The sequence below is a fragment of the Bacteroides sp. OM05-10AA genome (genome assembly GCF_003439055.1).
GTDB lineage: Bacteria > Bacteroidota > Bacteroidia > Bacteroidales > Bacteroidaceae > Bacteroides > Bacteroides intestinigallinarum.
The window spans coordinates 35867-54747 of sequence record NZ_QSUR01000018.1; the positions used below are offsets into that span (position 1 = coordinate 35867).

At 41.2% G+C, this 18881-nt stretch carries 23 protein-coding genes and 1 tRNA gene; 12 read left to right on the plus strand and 12 right to left on the minus strand.

The annotated features are described in order from the left end of the window. Nucleotides 1–30: 30 nt before the first annotated feature. Complete coding sequence (locus DXB58_RS14940; protein WP_009000625.1) at nt 31–507, minus strand: hypothetical protein; 477 nt, start codon at nt 505–507, stop codon at nt 31–33. A gap of 443 nt (nt 508–950) precedes the next feature. Here DXB58_RS14940 and DXB58_RS14945 point away from each other — a divergent pair, with 443 nt between their 5' ends. Further along, nucleotides 951–1412 (plus strand): hypothetical protein, encoded by a 462-nt coding sequence (locus tag DXB58_RS14945; RefSeq protein ID WP_122137424.1) that lies wholly within the window; start codon nt 951–953, stop codon nt 1410–1412. 38 nt (nt 1413–1450) lie between these two features. Next, complete coding sequence (locus DXB58_RS14950) at nt 1451–1771, plus strand: hypothetical protein (protein WP_009000627.1); 321 nt, start codon at nt 1451–1453, stop codon at nt 1769–1771. 49 nt (nt 1772–1820) lie between these two features. Here the strand turns inward: DXB58_RS14950 and DXB58_RS14955 are convergent, their stop codons facing one another. Both DXB58_RS14955 and DXB58_RS14960 read right to left on the minus strand, forming a co-directional pair. Next, nucleotides 1821–2567, minus strand: a complete 747-nt coding sequence (locus DXB58_RS14955; protein ID WP_233527307.1) for a hypothetical protein — start codon at nt 2565–2567, stop codon at nt 1821–1823. Between the two features lie 72 nt (nt 2568–2639). Next, entirely contained in the window at nt 2640–3368 is a 729-nt protein-coding gene (locus DXB58_RS14960; RefSeq protein WP_122137425.1) for a hypothetical protein, read from the minus strand. A 533-nt stretch (nt 3369–3901) separates the two neighbouring features. On the opposite strand from DXB58_RS14960, the gene DXB58_RS14965 reads away from it, so the two are divergent. Then, nucleotides 3902–4228, plus strand: a complete 327-nt coding sequence (locus DXB58_RS14965) for a DUF1493 family protein (RefSeq protein ID WP_122137383.1) — start codon at nt 3902–3904, stop codon at nt 4226–4228. Between the two features lie 225 nt (nt 4229–4453). Further along, the gene (locus tag DXB58_RS14970) at nt 4454–5020 is read left to right on the plus strand and encodes a nucleosidase (RefSeq protein WP_122137384.1); all 567 of its coding nucleotides are present in this window, start codon (nt 4454–4456) and stop codon (nt 5018–5020) included. Here the strand turns inward: DXB58_RS14970 and DXB58_RS14975 are convergent. After that, nucleotides 4990–5349, minus strand: coding sequence for a YbaN family protein (locus DXB58_RS14975; RefSeq protein ID WP_004301938.1), 360 nt, complete (start codon nt 5347–5349; stop codon nt 4990–4992). The genes DXB58_RS14970 and DXB58_RS14975 overlap by 31 nt on opposite strands. Nucleotides 5350–5478: 129 nt before the next feature. Here DXB58_RS14975 and DXB58_RS14980 point away from each other — a divergent pair, with 129 nt between their 5' ends. The 7 genes from DXB58_RS14980 (at nt 5479) to DXB58_RS15010 (ending at nt 11415) form a co-directional block, all read left to right on the plus strand. Continuing rightward, entirely contained in the window at nt 5479–5835 is a 357-nt protein-coding gene (locus DXB58_RS14980) for a 6-carboxytetrahydropterin synthase (RefSeq protein ID WP_009000630.1), read from the plus strand. A 20-nt stretch (nt 5836–5855) separates the two neighbouring features. Next, complete coding sequence (locus DXB58_RS14985; RefSeq protein WP_122137385.1) at nt 5856–6401, plus strand: radical SAM protein; 546 nt, start codon at nt 5856–5858, stop codon at nt 6399–6401. A 52-nt stretch (nt 6402–6453) separates the two neighbouring features. Next, complete coding sequence (locus DXB58_RS14990) at nt 6454–7194, plus strand: (Fe-S)-binding protein (RefSeq protein ID WP_004301941.1); 741 nt, start codon at nt 6454–6456, stop codon at nt 7192–7194. After that, on the plus strand, nt 7191–8576 hold the full coding sequence (locus DXB58_RS14995) for a lactate utilization protein B (RefSeq protein WP_122137386.1): 1386 nt from the start codon (nt 7191–7193) through the stop codon (nt 8574–8576). Before DXB58_RS14990 ends, DXB58_RS14995 begins: the two co-directional genes overlap by 4 nt. Further along, complete coding sequence (locus tag DXB58_RS15000; RefSeq protein WP_004301943.1) at nt 8573–9154, plus strand: LUD domain-containing protein; 582 nt, start codon at nt 8573–8575, stop codon at nt 9152–9154. Before DXB58_RS14995 ends, DXB58_RS15000 begins: the two co-directional genes overlap by 4 nt. Before the next feature lie 135 nt (nt 9155–9289). After that, on the plus strand, nt 9290–10162 hold the full coding sequence (locus DXB58_RS15005; RefSeq protein ID WP_004301944.1) for a pyridoxamine kinase: 873 nt from the start codon (nt 9290–9292) through the stop codon (nt 10160–10162). Nucleotides 10163–10245: 83 nt separating this feature from the next. After that, the gene (locus DXB58_RS15010; protein ID WP_122137387.1) at nt 10246–11415 is read left to right on the plus strand and encodes a DUF418 domain-containing protein; all 1170 of its coding nucleotides are present in this window, start codon (nt 10246–10248) and stop codon (nt 11413–11415) included. Nucleotides 11416–11425: 10 nt separating this feature from the next. Here the strand turns inward: DXB58_RS15010 and DXB58_RS15015 are convergent, their stop codons facing one another. From DXB58_RS15015 to DXB58_RS15035, 5 genes are read right to left on the minus strand one after another with little or no spacing between them, the layout of a single operon-like run. After that, nucleotides 11426–12568 (minus strand): carboxypeptidase-like regulatory domain-containing protein, encoded by a 1143-nt coding sequence (locus DXB58_RS15015; RefSeq protein WP_122137388.1) that lies wholly within the window; start codon nt 12566–12568, stop codon nt 11426–11428. Next, entirely contained in the window at nt 12565–13137 is a 573-nt protein-coding gene (locus DXB58_RS15020) for an RNA polymerase sigma factor (protein WP_122137389.1), read from the minus strand. The genes DXB58_RS15015 and DXB58_RS15020 overlap by 4 nt, the downstream gene beginning before the upstream one ends. Then, a complete protein-coding gene (locus DXB58_RS15025; protein ID WP_195650590.1) occupies nt 13138–13794 on the minus strand; it encodes a lysophospholipid acyltransferase family protein in 657 nt (218 codons plus the stop codon). A 24-nt stretch (nt 13795–13818) separates the two neighbouring features. Beyond that, a complete protein-coding gene (locus DXB58_RS15030) occupies nt 13819–14775 on the minus strand; it encodes a phosphatidate cytidylyltransferase (protein WP_004301949.1) in 957 nt (318 codons plus the stop codon). Further along, complete coding sequence (locus DXB58_RS15035) at nt 14772–15428, minus strand: CDP-alcohol phosphatidyltransferase family protein (protein ID WP_122137426.1); 657 nt, start codon at nt 15426–15428, stop codon at nt 14772–14774. Before DXB58_RS15035 ends, DXB58_RS15030 begins: the two co-directional genes overlap by 4 nt. A gap of 188 nt (nt 15429–15616) precedes the next feature. Between DXB58_RS15035 and DXB58_RS15040 the strand changes: the two genes are divergently transcribed. After that, entirely contained in the window at nt 15617–17467 is a 1851-nt protein-coding gene (locus tag DXB58_RS15040; RefSeq protein ID WP_122137391.1) for a von Willebrand factor type A domain-containing protein, read from the plus strand. Nucleotides 17468–17726: 259 nt separating this feature from the next. Here the strand turns inward: DXB58_RS15040 and DXB58_RS15045 are convergent. From DXB58_RS15045 to DXB58_RS15055, 3 genes are all read right to left on the minus strand, one after another. Beyond that, nucleotides 17727–17799 (minus strand) — tRNA-Trp (locus tag DXB58_RS15045). Between the two features lie 65 nt (nt 17800–17864). Further along, entirely contained in the window at nt 17865–18218 is a 354-nt protein-coding gene (locus DXB58_RS15050; RefSeq protein WP_004308288.1) for an arsenate reductase family protein, read from the minus strand. 48 nt (nt 18219–18266) lie between these two features. Further along, a complete protein-coding gene (locus tag DXB58_RS15055; protein ID WP_122137427.1) occupies nt 18267–18845 on the minus strand; it encodes a uracil-DNA glycosylase family protein in 579 nt (192 codons plus the stop codon). Nucleotides 18846–18881 lie beyond the last annotated feature (36 nt).

The following is an 18881-nucleotide window of genomic DNA, read 5'->3' on the forward strand; positions in this document are numbered from 1 at the left end:
ATATGTCTTAAAAATTATATCGTCATTTTGTTACCAGTTTTGATAGAGGTACAACCCTCTGTCTTGTGCAGTTCTTAGGAATACTTTCTTCTCACTTGTACCTCTATAACTTTCATTTACAGATATCTTCTTATATGATGAATAGCATGCACCACCGTACTCGTTCATATCTGTAACCCATAATATATATTCTCCGTTGGGCATGTTTTCTATATTAAACACACCGGATTGATATTTAGTAGCATATTTAGGTTTGGAAGATTTGCTGCCATCTGTGTAAGTGATTACTCCATCATCTGCTACAGATTCAGCACTTTTGGCATTATCAATACTTTTGTTTTCATTTGCGAAGATATAGACAAAAGCCTGTTTTGATATTTCTTCCTCATCATTTTCCCATTTGGTGTACACATTAACAAAGAAGGTTTGTTCGGTAGATTTATCATCTTTTGAACACGCTGTTGTCAATATTGGCAATATAGCCAATAGAAGTAGAATTTTTTTCATTATTATATGTTTAAAATTAGTTTTGTCTAAGTGTTTGTTTTTGAATTAGAAGTATAAGCCTGTTTGTTTCGCTGTATAACTATTTCTTGCGGCAAAGGTAATGATATATTTTGTAATCGGGTCATTATTGAAGAGAAATTGTACTAAATCTTTCATGTTTGCATAAGTAGTAGTTGTTTGTTGTGTATATATGTGCTACATGCAGGCTATGTATATGTTACACGCATGGTATATATGCGCTACATATTGGTTATATATCTCCTGCACATTGGTTATATATATCCAATACGCTGGAGATATATACACAACATGTTTATAATAAATAATGTATTTGAGCCTTTTGATATTTGTATTTTGAATATCTTCAGAAAAGTAAAGTAAAAAATTTGCTTGTATTCAAACTTATTAGTTCCTTTGTAAACAATAAACATACAAAAACAAATATGAAGAATTTACTGCTCTTAATGATTACTGCACTAATGTTTGCTGGATGTGGCAAAGATGAAGAAAAAGATGAGTTTTATGAAAAACAAATTACTGCAAATGAATTAGAATCTGGTACGGGAACATATGTAATGAACAAAGGCTCATATACATATTACTTAGTTTTTGAAAATGGGAAATTAGGATACTATACATATAAAGGGGGGAAATTTACAAGTATTCACTCTGTTGATTATTCCATAAATAAGAATGATCTCAACCTTGTTAAACATCCATACATGGAAGAAGTTTTGGGAGGTGAAAGAGAATACTATACTCTTTATATAAGTTTTGTTCATTGGGGACATGAGAAAACGACAGATTATGGAACTGGAGGTGAGCAATTATTGATTAGAGGTGATAACTATCCTTATGAATTTGCGACAGGATATTATGATAAAAGTTCTATTTCTTTAAAATAATAAATCTAAAAACTTAAAGCTATAAGAAACTGTTGAGTATGAGAAAGATAATTCTTACTATAATTCTATTTTGTGGATTTGTTTTCACTTCTTGCGAATCGGAGCAGGTAAAAATGGGGAGAAGAGCAGTATATGATAAGATAAATTCTGTTTTATCATCAGGAAAGATTGAAAGTGAATCGCATTACGTCATTGAAAATGGAAACGTTTATTGGGAGGTAGAATATCATCATTGGTCTGGTCACCCAGGTACCCAAATTGCTTTTATGCATTTTATGTCTAATGGAAATTATGCTGTTGATATCACTAAACAAGAGTTTGAAAAGCAGACAGGCAAAAAGGCAAAGAAAGGGAAGTGATTCTCCTTTTATGTAGTTATTATATCGATTTCGCCTGTCTTATTTGTTTTTACTTGTAGCTTACTTTCTTGTCCTTTGTGAGTAGGTTCTTATAAACGGAATAATCAACCTCGAAATATGTGTAGTCTATAAGCTCTGGTAGGGCTTTAGGATATAAAATGAATCGTACAACGTCCTGACCGTCAGAATCTGTGATACGTTTCAAAACTATAAAATTAATAGGTGGATAGTCTTTTTTCCATTCTTTGTTAGCATATTCTTCTCCGTATGCTCTTTTATTGGATTTATATAGTGTTTCTGTGGCAGAAAGAAGCGTTTCTCCTAAAGTTAAAAAGAATGGAAATGAGTATTCTGCGTGTCCTTTATACATACTATGGTAGAAGCGTGGTATAATTGAGAGTGTCTGATTGGTAGCAAGCGATGATAAATGGCTATAATCATCGTCGGTAAGTAATGCTGCCATTATTGTTCGTGAATACATCCATTCTTTTTTCAATGCAGGATAGCGCCAGAAATATCTATAAAAGTCCAAAAAAAGATAACGCTTATTATTATATTCTCCTATGAATATGTTGTTGAAATTTTCGATGGCTACTCCTTCGCCAAGATATACGCGTTTTGTGTTTTTGCGACTTTCCCAACGTCCCGTTTTACTGCTTTGTTGCCAATATAGGGCAGATTTTATTTCTTTAGACTTGTAAGATAGCGCTATAGGATCACTATTAGTTCTGCTTTGGGCATTGCCAACTAAAGAGACTATAGTAGCCATAAATAGAAGAAAAAATACTTTTTTCATGGAATTATTTATTTCAGAGTTATGGTGATGAGGCATAAACATAATTGTTTTTTTATTTTTCTAATACTTTATTTAGAATGAATTATTTTTTATTTTTTCAGTATCTTCTTTTTGTTTTTGTTCTTCTCTTTTTTCTTTGTCTGTCATGACATGCTTCTTTTGGGGGAACTTGCTATTGTCTATATATACATGGTAGTAGAATTTGACTTCACTGCTTAATTCTCCTAATACTATTGTTATCGTCTTATCTCCTATTTGGAATTTGGCGTATTCAAACTCTTCACCGGAATTAAACTCGGAGATATTAACTTTACTCTTCTTATATGAAGGTTCTCCATATTTTTCTGTGAAATTTTTGATAAATATATCACAATCACTCACTAGATCATTAATGCTATTTGCTGTTAGATAATGTGATTCTATATATATTCTGGTTAATTCATTTTCTTGAAATTTGGCCCAGATTTCGGAAGATTCATTTAACCCAAAAGCTTTTCTGAAATTTCGTTCGTCATTGAAGTTCATTGATATGCGATTACTATCAGGAAATTTATCTCCACCCTTAAATGTTTCAGTAGCTAATGCTTCTCTCATGCTCATCCCAAATTTAACATCTCCCCATGCAATTAGGGCAAGCGAGTCGTTTCTTACTTTCTTTAAAGAGTCTTGTATTTCTTGATTCCTTATTTTTGCTGCTGTGAGCTGTGGATTTGATTCTTGAGATACTACTTGTTCTTTTGGCTTTTGGTTACAACCAATTGTTAGTAATATTGTTAAAAGCAATAATGATACTTTTTTCATGGAATTATTTATTTTATAGTTATGCATTCAATAAGATGTTGAAAGGCTATTTCAATATTTGATAATAAAATTGTTTGTTCTATTGGCTTGACAATCAAATTGTTTTCAGTGACAAAGGTAATGATATATTTAATATGTTGGCATTGTGAAGAGAAAAAAGATACTTAATCTTTTATGTTCGTGTGAGTAATGGCTATTTGTTGTGTATATATGTACAATATGGTGACTATATAGAGAGTATTGGTTATATATACTATACTTGAAGTTAATAATATATTTGAGGTTTTTGATATTTGTTTTTTGGGTGTTTTCAGAAAAGGAAAGTGAAATCTTTGATTGTGTTGATATTTATTAGTTCCTTTACAAAATATAAACATAAAAAAGACAGAAATGAAGGGTTTACAGTTTTATACTAAATAGAAAAAAAAGTATATTTCTAATTTTAAAACGAGATATGTTTTCGAGTATTAAAATTGGAACTGCATAGCTATGATGTGACAGATAATCAGTATGTGATTAAAAACGATTTTTGAATGAAAATTATGGATGGAGAAGATATTTGGAGACAAGTGATTCAGTTTGTTGAGGAAGAACGGTGGGGTGGTGAATTTACTCGTGAGACTGATCTTGCAAGAGATTTGAAACTTCAGGGAGATGATGCTTGTGAATTTATCTCTTTGTTTAGTCGGATATTTAATGTAAATGTTGAAAAGTTTGTTTTTGAAGAGTATTTTTATCCTGAAGGGGATTGGATACTTCCTAAATTATTAGATTTAATTTTGGGACGAAAGGAAAAAGTCAAAAAAAGAATAACACTTGGAGATTTGGAAAGAGCTGTGAAAGAAGGAAAACTGGTCTGATTTCTGAAAAATAAGAATAAGTATGAAAACGTCAATGAAGAACAAAAGGTAGTATGAATAGTCGTGAAAACTTATAAGATTATCTGATATGAGATTTTAATTGTGACAGGATGTTGCGGTTAAAATCAGGAGATAAGCCGCAAATTTTGCGGCTTATTCTGCACTTGAATGATTAATCTCCGATAAAAATTCTATTTTTGCATATTCATAAATCAAGAGAAGAATATGTTGAAAATATTAGTAACCTACGCCGTCCAAGGCGAATTTGTAGAGATTAAATGGCCGGATGTAGAACCTTATTACATTCGTACAGGTATTGGAAAAGTAAAATCAGCTTTTCATCTGGCAGAAGCAATCCGCCAGGTACAACCAGACTTAGTACTCAATATCGGAAGTGCCGGAACAGTCAACCATCAAGTAGGAGATATCTTTGTCTGCCGCAAGTTCGTAGACCGTGATATGCAGAAAATGAAAGAGTTCGGATTGGAGTGTGAGATTGATTCATCGGCCTTGCTCGAAGAAAAAGGTTATTGCGAGCACTGGACAGAAGAAGGAATCTGTAACACGGGAGATGGCTTTCTGACAGAATTGACTCACGTTAGCGGAGATGTCGTAGACATGGAAGCCTATGCACAGGCATTCGTTTGCCGTTCGAAAGAAATTCCTTTTATTTCCGTGAAATATGTGACTGACATTATTGGTCAGAACTCCGTGAAACATTGGGAAGATAAACTTGCCGATGCACGACAGGGACTATCGCATTACTTTAATGTCTTGAAAGAAAGAATATGATAAGTGACCCCTGCGGCAATCAGTCCCAGGAGAATCTTTACCCATATCAAAGGAATCAGGAAGAAAATGCAGTAAAGCATAGTTCCCCACATCAGCACGAGCGAGATTACTTTGGCTCGGAGAGGGATCGCCTTGTTTTCGCGGTAATTGCGGATATAAGGACCGAAGTGCCGATGATTGAGCAGCCAGTTATATAGTCGGGGAGACCCTTTGAAATAAAGGGCAGCGGTGAGTAACAGAAAAGGGGTAGTAGGCAGTAACGGCAGAAAGATGCCGAGGATGCCGAGTGCAAGAGAGATACTACCTAAAACAATATACAGAGTTTTCATGCGGCAAAGATAGTGCAAAAAAAGGGAAAAAATAACACTCTTTGCTGGATGAAAACTCTATTTTGTATTACCTTTGCCGTTGCATCGAGGTGACATTAGATGCGTGTAACTATTAAAATACATACACTCATGTTTACAGTAATCAAACGCATGGAGATCTCGGCTTCTCATAAGCTGGTACTCCCGTATCGCAGTAAATGCGCCAGTTTACACGGTCACAACTGGATTATCACCGTCTATTGCCGTTCCATGCGGCTCAACTCCGAAGGAATGGTGGTAGATTTCACCCGTATCAAAGAAGTGGTCATGGAAAAACTCGACCATCAAAATCTGAATGAAGTACTTCCGTTCAATCCCACAGCAGAGAATATCGCCCGGTGGGTGTGCAAACAGCTTCCCCAATGCTATAAAGTAGAGGTGCAGGAATCGGAAGGAAACATAGTCATCTATGAGAAAGATTCCGCCAGCGCAGAAGGACAAGAGTAGCAAATTAAACAAGTATGACGATGAGAAAGATTAATGAAATCTTTTACAGTTTGCAGGGCGAAGGTTATCACACCGGAACTCCGGCCATCTTCGTGCGTTTCTCCGGCTGCAACCTGAAATGTGACTTTTGCGACACACAACACGAAGAAGGAACAATGATGACCGATGAAGAAATTATCACCGAAGTGAAAAAATATCCTGCCGTTACCGTTGTCCTCACAGGTGGCGAACCTTCCTTATGGATAGACGACCAATTGATCGACCTTTTGCACCAAGCTGGTAAATATGTGACCATCGAAACCAACGGTACACACCCCTTACCGGCATCTATCGACTGGGTGACCTGTTCACCCAAACAAGGGGCAAAACTGGCAATCGACCGGATGAATGAAGTGAAAGTTGTCTATGAAGGACAAGATATAAGTATTTTTGAACTACTTCCTGCCGAACATTTTTTCCTCCAGCCTTGTTCTTGTAATAACACTGCTTTGACAGTGGACTGTGTAATGCGACATCCCAAATGGAGACTCAGCCTGCAAACACACAAATTAATCGACATCCGTTGAGCAAAATAGACGGGTGGTACGGAAGAATCTTAAATTATTACATAATATAGTTATGAAAGTAGGTTTGTTTATTCCTTGTTATATCAATGCCATATATCCCAATGTGGGAGTGGCATCGTATAAACTGTTGAAAAGTTTGGGAGTAGACGTCGATTATCCGTTGGATCAAACCTGTTGCGGACAACCGATGGCAAATGCCGGTTTTGAAGATGAATCGATGAAGTTGGCGCTCCGTTTTGGCGATTTATTCCGGGAGTACGATTACATAGTCGGTCCTTCCGCCAGTTGTGTGGCTTTTGTGAAAGAGAATCATCCGGGCATCTTAGAGAAAGAAGGACATGTTTGTCAGACTGCGGGAAAGATTTGTGATATTTGTGAATTTATTCACGATGTATTGAAACCTTCCAAGATTCCTGCACGCTTTCCTCATAAGGTCAGCATCCATAATAGCTGTCATGGGGTGCGCGAACTGTTTATTTCCGCTCCCTCCGAGATGAATATTCCTTATTACAATAAATTGCGTGATTTGCTCGATCTGGTTGAAGGAATCGAAGTTTTCGAACCCAGCCATATTGACGAGTGTTGCGGTTTTGGCGGAATGTTTGCCGTGGAAGAGCAGGCAGTCTCCGTCTGCATGGGGCGTGATAAGGTGAAAGACCACATGGCCACCGGAGCCGAATATATTGTCGGAGCGGACAGTTCCTGCCTGATGCACATGCAAGGTGTTATCAAACGGGAGCATCTGCCTATTCAGATTATCCATATTGTAGAAATTCTAGCGTCGCAATCATGAGTACAAAACATTCAAAGGCTGCCGAGAAGTTCTTGCAGGACAGCAAGATGGCAGCATGGCATAATGAAACCCTTTGGATGGTCCGTGCCAAAAGGGATAAGATGAGCAAGGAAGTTCCCGAATGGGAAGAGTTGCGCAACAAGGCTTGCGAACTGAAACTATATTCCAACAGTCACCTCGAAGAACTTCTGCTGGAGTTCGAGAAGAACGCTACCGCCAACGGCGCCATTGTGCATTGGGCAAAAGATGCCGATGAATACTGCGCCATTGTCTATGAGATATTGAATGAACATAATGTGCATCATTTCATCAAGAGTAAATCCATGCTCGCCGAAGAGTGCGGATTGAATCCTTTCCTGATGGAGCGGGGCATTGACGTCGTAGAGTCCGATTTGGGCGAACGCATCCTGCAACTGATGCATCTCGAACCGAGTCACATCGTACTGCCTGCCATCCACATCAAGCGGGAGCAGGTAGGCGAACTTTTCGAAAAGGAGATGGGAACCGAGGAAGGAAACTTCGACCCTACCTACCTGACTCATGCGGCACGTAAGAACCTGCGACCTCTCTTCCTGAATGCCGAAGCCGCTATGACAGGGGCCAACTTTGCCGTAGCTTCAACCGGCGACATCGTAGTCTGCACGAATGAGGGAAACGCCGATATGGGTACTTCCTACCCGAAGTTGAACATCGCCGCTTTCGGTATGGAAAAGATTGTTCCGGATTTGGATGCACTGGGCGTATTCACCCGATTGCTTGCCCGTTCGGCTACCGGACAACCGGTGACCACCTACACTTCCCATTACCGCCGTCCCCGCGAAGGCGGTGAATATCATATCATCATCGTAGACAACGGCCGGAGTACATTGCTTTCCAAGCCCGATCATATCAAGACACTGAATTGCATCCGTTGTGGTGCGTGTATGAATACCTGCCCGGTATATCGCCGGAGTGGGGGATACTCTTATACCTATTTCATTCCCGGACCTATCGGTATCAATCTGGGTATGGCTCACGCTCCGGAGAAATATTATGATAATCTTTCGGCGTGTTCTCTGTGTATGTCCTGCTCTGATGTTTGTCCGGTGCAAGTTGATTTGGCCGAACAGATTTACAAGTGGCGTCAGGATTTGGACGGACTGGGAAAAGCCAATACAGGAAAGAAGATTATGTCCGGCGGCATGAAATTCCTGATGGAACGTCCGGCATTGTTCAATGCTGCTTTGTGGGCGGCTCCGGTAGTGAACGGTCTGCCCCGTTTTATGAAATACAACGATCTCGACGATTGGGGAAAAGGGCGTGAACTGCCGGAATTTGCCAAAGAGTCGTTCAATGAAATGTGGAAGAAGAACAAAGTACAGGGAAAGGAGGAATCCAAATGAGCAGCAGAGAAGAGATATTAGCCAGTATTCGCAAGAATACGCAAACTCGTTATGATAAACCGGATATTGCGGATATGGAGCGATTGTCGTATCCTGACAAGATAGAACAATTTTGTGCAATCAGTCGTGCAGTGGGTGGCACAGCAGTGGTATTGGGCGAAGGAGAAGATGTGAATGCGGTAATACGCCGGACTTATCCGGATGCTATGCGCATTGCTTCCGTCTTACCGGATATTTCCTGCGCGACATTCAATCCCGACAATCTGGATGATCCGAAAGAGTTGGATGGCACCGATGTAGCCGTAGTGAAAGGAGAAATAGGAGTTGCCGAGAACGGAGCCATTTGGATACCGCAGACGGTGAAATACAAAGCTATTTATTTTATCTCGGAAAAGCTGGTTATCCTGCTCGACCGGAATAAAATCGTGAATACCATGTATGATGCTTATCGGGAGCTGGATGGACAGGAATATCAATTCGGAACATTCATCTCCGGTCCTTCAAAGACTGCCGACATTGAGCAGGCATTGGTGATGGGAGCACATGGGGCACGGGACGTATTAGTGATATTAATCTAGTGTTTCAAAACAGAGGCTCTATTGGTAGAAAGTAGAGCCTCTGTTCGGTATAAACAGAACTTCTGTTTATTGTAAATAGAGCCTCTGTTCCGGTTCGTTCATAGAAGAGTAGTCAAATGTTTAAATTTAAATGATATGTATGCCAATAAAGTAAAGAAAATAGCCGCCGTTCATGACCTTTCGGGAATGGGACGCGTATCTCTCACTGTCGTTATTCCTATTCTTTCATCTATGGGCTTTCAGGTTTGTCCGCTTCCTACAGCTGTATTATCCAACCATACGCAATATCCCGGTTTCTCCTTCCTCGACCTGACGGATGAAATGCCAAAGATTATTGCCCAGTGGAAGAAACTGGAGGTACAGTTTGACGCTATCTACACCGGATATCTGGGCTCTCCGAAACAGATTCAGATTGTTTCTGATTTTATCAAAGACTTTCGTCAGCCGGATAGCCTGATAGTTGCCGATCCGGTGTTGGGAGATAACGGCCGGCTGTACACTAACTTTGATATGGAGATGGTGAAAGAAATGCGCCACCTGATAACCAAAGCAGATGTGATTACTCCCAATCTGACGGAGTTATTTTATTTATTGGATGAACCCTATAAAGCAGACAACACGGATGAAGAGCTGAAAGAATATCTTCGCCTTTTGTCCGATAAAGGTCCGCAAGTGGTTATCATAACCAGTGTCCCCGTGCATGATGAACCCCATAAAACGTCTGTCTACGCTTATAACCGTCAGGGAAACCGCTACTGGAAAGTGACCTGTCCTTATCTGCCTGCACATTATCCCGGTACGGGAGATACTTTTACAAGTGTCATAACCGGCTCTTTGATGCAGGGAGACAGCTTGCCGATGGCATTAGACCGTGCCACTCAATTTATCCTGCAAGGAATCCGTGCCACTTTCGGGTATGAATATGACAATCGGGAGGGGATTCTGTTGGAGAAAGTACTTCACAATCTGGATATGCCGATACAGATGGCCAGTTATGAATTGATTTAATCTTTTACATCCACAAATTTTTGAGTTCCAGATATTTCCTTTACTTTTACCGCTGCTAAAGTAATCTGAAATAATTATATCTAATGACTCAAACACTGAAAACATCCGAACGTCTTGGAGTAGTGGATGCTCTGCGCGGATTTGCCCTTTTGGCAATTGTATTATTACATAATCTGGAGCATTATAATCTGTTTTTTATACCGGAGAATATGCCTGCATGGTTGCAAACGATTGATAAATATGCGTGGGATACCATGTTTTTCTTATTCGCCGGAAAGGCTTACGCTACTTTCTCATTGTTGTTTGGTTTTAGTTTTTACATTCAGTTTCACAATGCGGAGAAGCGTGGCATAGACTTCCGCGGACGATTTGCCTGGCGGTTGTGTTTGCTTTTCCTGTTTGCGCAGTTGCACGCTTTATTTTATAACGGGGATATTCTTTTACTCTATGCCGTAGTAGGCTTTGCATTGATACCGGTTTGCAAGCTAAAAGATAAAACGGTTTTCTGGATTGCCCTGATTCTGCTTCTTCAGCCTTATGAGTGGGGACGTGCCGTTTATGCAATGATAAATCCTGATTATGTGGCAGTGACCGGTCATTGCGTGCCTTATGCCATACGTGCGCAGGAGGCGACGCTCAACGGCAACTTCCTTGAAGTATTGCGGTCTAACATTATCGACGGACAATTATACAGTAACATCTGGCAAGTAGAAAATGGTCGTTTGTTTCAGACGGCTGCTTTATTCATGTTCGGAATGTTGCTCGGACGCCGGAAATATTTAATAAAGAGTGAAGAATCCGTGTGTTTCTGGAAGAAGATGCTGATAGGCGCTATCCTTGCGTTCATTCCTCTCTATTGCCTGAAAACCTTTGTACCGGATTTACTCACTAATCCTTCCATACAAGTTCCTTATAACATAGCAGTTCCGTCTTATGCCAATTTTGCCTTTATGATTATTCTGGTTTCTATCTTCACCCTGCTTTGGTTTAAGAAAGAGAAAGGATATAGTTGGCAAAGTTTGCTGATTCCTTACGGTCGTATGAGTCTGACAAACTACATATCCCAGTCAATTATGGGAGTTACCATCTATTATGGATTCGGATTAGCGATGTACAAATATGCCGGAGCAACGGCAAGTCTGCTTATTGCATTGCTCATCTTTACCGTTCAGTTGATGTTCAGTCGTTGGTGGCTTGCCCGCCATAAACAGGGACCACTCGAATTCTTATGGCGTAAAGGAACTTGGATTTAGAGACTTTGTCCTATTCGAATTTGACGGTTATTTCCACTGATTTATTGCCATAAATCCAGTCCGGACCTTCCTGAATCAGGCGGATGGCTTCCTTGTCGGAAGATTCGCAGAGGCTCTCTTTTACTTTGATGTAGAAGGGACGCCTTTCCTTGTTAACCAGGAAAGTTAATACCACTTTCCCTTTCACTTGTGCGCACTTCTCATCCGTCGGACGAACCAGATTCTCCTTCAGGTACTTCTGATATTTGCGTTTACCAATCACGGGTTGCGGAGTAATATCTTTGTCTGCCTGCTCCTTAGCCGTCACGACAGTTGTCGACTTCTTGTTTTTATTTGTTCCGTATCCCACTACCACCACTTCGTTAAGCGTTTGTTTGTTTTCGTTCATGGCAATGAGCATTGTCTGGCTGGTATCTACCGGAATTTCTACCGGATCGTATCCGATGAACTGCGCTGTCAACTGTTTTTTACCTTCCTTTTTAACCAGCGAAAACTCTCCGTTCATATTCGTAATGGTTCCGATATTTGTCCCTTTATATGCCACACTGGCCCCGATGATCGGTTCTCCTTTTTCATCGGTCACTTTTCCCTGAATAATGTTACTGTTGGGGATAGTCACCACTTTAGCCATTCTCATTTTCTTGTCGGAAGCGGACTCGGAAGTATTCATTGTTGCTGCTACCTCTTGCAATTCAGCAGTCTGCTCCAAGGCTTCCTCCATCATCGGTTCTATTACTGCGGATGCGCTCATCTCTTTCTTGTCCGCTCGCGGGGTTACAGGAGCTGCCGGAGTCGCTGGATTTGTAGGAGTTGCCGGCGTTGTAGCTTCAGGCAACTTTGCCGGAACAGACTCTTCAGCGATAAACACTTCATCTGTCATGCTCTTTTTCAGGAACAGGAAATAACTGCTGATACCGAATCCGATCACCAGACACGCAGCGATGCTCCAGGTGATAGCATAAGTGTTCTTTTTCTTTGCCGAATGAGCAGAAACCTGCATCCGCAGTTTCTCGATCCGTTGTTCGTGATTTCCCTCCACCTGGTTGTATCCATCCATAGCATCGGCCAGGAAAGGGTCTTGCATCGACTCTTTTTCCAGCCGGTGTGCCTCTTTTCCTTTGCGGAGTCCTCGTATGTAGTCCAATAGTTTCATAGGGCTTGTTTCTTAATACAAATTTTTAAGTTTCGCTTTCCGTTTTGGATATAGCTTTTCACATTGTTCAGAGTAAATCCGGTCTGTTCTACAATGTCGGCATACGACATTTCCTCTAAAAAGAAACGCGTAATGCTGGTCCGTTGTTCTTCGGGCAACTTTTCGAGACAGTGATGTAATGCCTTTAGTTGTTTCTCTGAACTTTCCTCCTCACTTAATAGATGCAGAAATTCGTCGGATTCCATAACATTAACGGTATAATCTAACGTAATTTCTTTATTTTCCTTTCGTAAAAGTTGCAGGCAATGATTCTTTGCCACCCGGTAGAGCCATGGCTTGAACACTTTTATCTCATAATTTCCCAGTTTAGGCAATAAATCTTCAAACAACTGCATCACCGCCTCCTGTGCCTGGTCTTCATCATGCAGATATTTCAGGCAAAGTCCGTATAGTAACGGGATATATCGGTTATATAATTCGCCGAAATATTCCGTATCACCGGACTTCGTATAATGTATTAGTAATTCCTCGTCCGATAGTTTTGATATTTTTCTTTTGAAAAACAACATCTATTCCTCTTCTTCGTCAATAATGACTTGATATTTTTCTTTCATTACTTCAAAATCACCTGTAATCTGGTCTAATATTTCATGTGTATCCGTACTCTTTACCAATGCGGGCATACCGTAATAGATAGATGCTTTATATGGTAACAGTATCATTTTTCCTTTGGGCAGAGAACGTCCCATACCGGTCATGAATACGGGAATATATTTCACTTCGGGTCGCAGAGACAGGATGCGGGCTATGCCGGATTTAATTTTTCCCATCTGTTCCGGCTTTCCTCTGGTTCCTTCCGGAAAAAGAATCAGCGAATATCCGGCGTCGATGGCTTCAAGCATCTTACGGATTGGATCATGCTCCGAATCTTTTTCTCCTTTTCTTCTGATTAGCAGTGTGTTGATGAAAAAGTTGCTGATGGAAGCCTGAAAGCGGGTTTTCCCGAAATAATCTTCTGCTGCTACGGGTTTGACTTTCCATAAAAGTCCTCCGGGCAGGGAAGATAACAAGCTTAGGGTGTCCAGATGGCTGTTATGGTTGGCAAGGATGATGAATTGCTTTTCCTTTTTGAGGAACTGGCAATCGGTGAACTGAACTCCCACAACCAATTTCAGAAACCATTGGAATACACCTTTATATATAATCTGCATGGCAGCAGCTTGCATGAATCTTTTTTCCATTCTCTCCGTTTAATATGCAATGTAATAAACTAAATGAAAAAATACAGGAGCCGTGTAGGCCAGAGAGTCTATCCGGTCGAATACTCCTCCATGGCCGGGAATACTGTTCCCCATATCCTTAATTCCTTTGTCTCTCTTGATGGCAGAGATGACTACGTCTCCCGAGAATCCGGCAATCGCAACGAGAGCACTTACCAGGATAACGTTGGGAGCGGAGAGGGGAGTCAGGAAACCGAGGAAGTAACCAATGACGGTGGTACTGATTACGCCGCCCAGAAATCCTTCCCACGTTTTGTTTGGACTTACTTTCGGAAGTATCTTATGCCGTCCGAGAAGTTTGCCCCAGATAAATTGCATAACGTCGTTGATTTCCGTAAGGAATACAAGGAATAATAGCAGGCCTCGTCCTCCCGCATTGAATCCCGGCAGTTCGGGAAGTGACAGGAGATAAGCGAGGTGGCTGATACCGAACACCGAAAGCATCAGAATCCATTGCAACAGAGCCATCGACTTGGTTATTCCGTGGGTGTCTCCCTTTAAAACAAGTCGTAAGGGCAATACGAGAAACATAACTACCGGAATGAAGATGATGAATGCTCCATACCAGGCAAGGTAAGCAAGGTAATATTGAATGGGAATGGCCAATATCCCCCAAAACAATGCTCCGCGATCTGCCTCTCTAAATCCCAACACCGAATACAGTTCTCTGAAAGCGATGAAAGAGAGAAAGGCAAGGAAGAAGTAAGAAATGTTATAGCTGATAAATACGGCACCGATAAACATGCCCGCCATGATCCACCATGAACGCGTGCGGGCGGAGAGTTCGCTGATATTTGTTTTTGGAGAGATCTTCTTTACGAGAAAAAGAATAAGGCTTGCCGTAACAAGCAGTCCGATGATGAGCGAAATGACGATAATCAGTTCATCGCTTAGCGTAGGAAATATGATATCCAGTAGTTCTTTCATTTTATTTCATTGTTTGTTGTGTGTGACATGAGGTACAGACGGTGTATCAGTGTTGCGACAAGGCCGACGTTGATAATTATCAGGGCTATGAGACATACCATCCGGTCGTATCCTGCGTGAATGGTGCAGGTGGCTACTACAAAGGCAAGCGTGAGCAATGCCATGCGGTGTTGCTTGGCCATCGGACCGTTAAAGAAATGCTGGTGCGTTTTGTAGGCTCCTATCCAGCGGAAATAAGCTGTCATAACGGCAAGAAGGGCCGCTAGCCATCCCAGTTCAATACCGAATCCGCCTGCTATATATCCGACGGGAATGATGAACAAAGCATCAGCAAAGCGGTCGGGCATATCATTGTAGAGATCCCCGTTGGCACTTTTCTTCCCTCCTTCAATAGCTACCATCCCATCGAACAGGTTGCAGAGTAACCGCGACTGCATGCAAACGATGAACAGAATGTAGGCTACATACTTGTTAAAACCGGGATCAATGACTGTGCCGATCAACAGAAGGCCCCCCACCATAGCGAAGAATACGCTCATCATGGAAATTTGATTGGGAGTGACACCCCAACGAGTTAGTTTGCGGGCAATAATAGTAGCCCAGGCTGTGTTTCGTGAGGCTATTTCCCGCCTTCCGTCGACTTCGTTTTTCATATTTATAATATGTTTATGATTGGCAAATATACACATCATCTTAAGAGTTGCAAAGGAATGAGTGAGAATTTTGAAATGACTCTTTTTTCTGCCGGATAAAAAAAGTTCAGGCAATTTATGGAATCTGTGTGAAATGTGCATCTCTATAATAAAAGCGAACTAATAGTAACATTTTAAAATAAGAAGTTATGAAAACAAATCAATTCAGAGCGATGATGCTCGTACTGCTAATGGCGGTTATTTCTTTAGGTAGGATGAATGCGCAAGTTATTACTGTGTCGGGTACGGTGACGGATGCAAAGGATGGAAATCCGCTTGTAGGTTGTTCGGTACAGATCAAGGGTACTTCGAAGGGTGCAATAACGAATATGAAGGGCCAGTATACAATTCAGGCCAAGAAGGGGGAGACGTTGTTGTTTCAGTATATCGGGTATAAGCAAGAGAGAAGGGTGGTGAAATCGGCTACGCTGGATGTGAAGATGAAAGCGGATGATGTGGTATTGGAAGAATGTGTAGTGGTAGGATACGGGCATGAGCTAAAGGCTACTAAATCGGTGTCTGCTGCTTATATGGCGGTATGTCCGACACCGGGAATCATGTATGATGCTGTAAATGCGGAAGAATACGGGCAGATTCAGGAGAATGGATTTAAGAGTGTGTCGGATGCTCCGCTTTCTACTTTCTCTATTGACGTAGATGCTGCTTCTTATAGTAATATGCGTCGTTTTATCAATAAAGGTGAATTGCCTCCTGTAGATGCTATCCGTACGGAAGAATTAGTGAACTACTTTTCCTATGATTATCCGAAACCGACAGGAAGTGATCCTGTGAAAATCACGATGGAAGCCGGAACATGTCCCTGGAATGCGGATCACCGTCTTGTGCGTATCGGCTTGAAAGCTAAAGAAATTCCGACGGATAATTTGCCTGCATCTAACCTGGTGTTTCTGATTGACGTCTCCGGCTCTATGTGGGGAGCCAACCGGTTGGATTTGGTGAAATCATCTCTCAAATTGTTGGTAAACAACTTACGGGATAAAGATAAAGTAGCTATCGTGACTTATGCAGGCAGTGCCGGTGTGAAACTGGAGGCCACTCCGGGTATTGACAAACAGAAGATTCGTGAAGCGATAGATGAATTAACGGCAGGTGGTTCTACGGCAGGTGGTGCGGGTATCCTGTTGGCGTATAAAATAGCCAAGAAGAATTTTATCTCTAATGGCAACAACCGTATCATACTTTGCTCTGACGGTGATTTTAATGTGGGTGTTTCTTCCGCCGAAGGATTGGAGCAATTGATTGAAAAAGAACGTAAGAGTGGAGTGTTCCTTACCGTATTAGGTTATGGCATGGGTAATTATAAAGATAAAAAGATTCAGGTGTTGGCAGAAAAGGGAAACGGTAATCATGCTTATATAGATAACTTGCAGGAAGCCAACCGTGTTTTAGTTGGCGAATTCGGTGCTACATTGCATACGGTGGCGAAAGACGTCAAACTGCAAGTGGAATTTAATCCTTCCCAAGTGCAGGCGTATCGTTTGATTGGTTACGAAAGCCGTCTGTTGAAAGACGAAGACTTTAATAATGATGCTAAAGATGCCGGAGATATGGGTGCGGGACATACGGTAACTGCTTTTTACGAAGTGATTCCTACAGGTGCAAAGAATGAATATGTGGGTAAAATAGATGATCTGAAATATCAGAAGAAAGAGAAAGTGGCAGTGAAACCGACAGGCTCTAATGATCTCCTGACTGTGAAACTGCGTTATAAAGCTCCGGATAAAGATGTCAGCAAGAAAATGGAACTTCCTTTCGTTGATAATAAAGGCAATAATGTTTCTTCCGATTTCCGCTTTGCTTCTGCAGTGGCTATGTTCGGACAGTTGCTTCGGGACTCTGACTTCAAAGGAAATGCCAGTTACGATAAAGTGATTAATCTGGCCAAACAGGGACTGAATAATGATGATAAAGGATATAGAAGAGAATTCATCCGCTTGGTTGAGGCTGCCAAAGGATTGGAAAGAACGAATAAGAACTAGGAAATCGGGCGGGAGTCATTGTGAGTGTACGCTATATGACTATGCGTAAGATTCGCAGATATGAATGAACGTAGAATTCCAGATGGATAATCGTAGAAAATGATAGTGACGGTATATGTTCGGGATAGTGACGCTATCGCTGTTGTATACCGTCACTATCTTTGTCGGATAGCGTCACTATCATTTATTTCGTCCGAATTTAGTCCGACCTGAAACGAAAAATAGCCGTAAACTTATCGTTTACAGCTATTTAACTCTGCACGGGAGGAGAGGCTCGAACTCCCGACACCCGGTTTTGGAGACCGGTGCTCTACCAACTGAGCTACTCCCGTGTTTGCGGCTGCAAAGGTAGTAGAAACTTCTGAATCTCCAAACATTCGGGTAAATAAGTTTTGAATTATTTTAATTTTTCCCACTCATCGGGCTTAAAACCGACTAGAACGAAGCTGTCTGTCACTACCAATGGGCGTTTCACCAATTTACCGTTGGTTGCCAATAGTGCTATCTGTTCTTCCTCACTCATTGCAGGTAGCTTCTCGCTTAGTTTCAGCTCTTTATATACTAATCCGCTCGTGTTGAAGAATTTTTTCACCGGCAGACCGCTGCGCGGAATCCATGCCTTTAATTCTTCCACCGTAGGATTTTCTTCTACGATTAAACGGTTGGTAAACTCAATGTTATTTTCTGTTAACCATTTCTTGGCTTTTTGGCATGTGCTGCATGCCGGGTACTGCAAAAATAATGTTGCCATATTCATTTATAATTTAATACTTGATATTTTATACTTGATACTTGAACTTCACTTCAATATCTGTAAATCCTGAAACATAATCCGGTAAGCGGCCGCTTTCTTGTCCAATGCTAATGGATACGCCCTTGATGATGAGGGCATCCGATAAAGCCGCATGGCACGACCTTCGAAAACAAATTCGGAGTAATCACCTACTTTGGGCTCTTCTATGTCGAATTGCTGTCGGAGAGTGTCCGTTGCTTTTTGGCCCGTAGTGACGATTGCTTTGCATTCGGGAAGCTGCCGCAGTAATGCTGCAACATCGGTGGCTTCCACTACTTCAAGAAACTTGTCCGATGCGTTATCCTGCAACCGGCGAATGGATGAAGCGGTATCGAATAGGGCAATCCCCTTTTCGTTTAAAAAGTCTATGATTTGCTCGCGGCAGAACGATTTTAGTGTCGAATTCAGAAAGTGATTCTTATCATTAAAGAATAAGATTCCATATATACGCCACATGTCGTTGTTTAGGTTTGGGTAATAAAAATCCATAGACCATCGTTTTTTCTGTGGCGGAAAACTTCCCAGCATAAGTAATTTTGATTTCGCTGGGAGAAACGGTTCTAACGGATGTGTTTCGATTTCCATAATTTCTTTCATTTTAATTTCGTACAAAAATAGTGA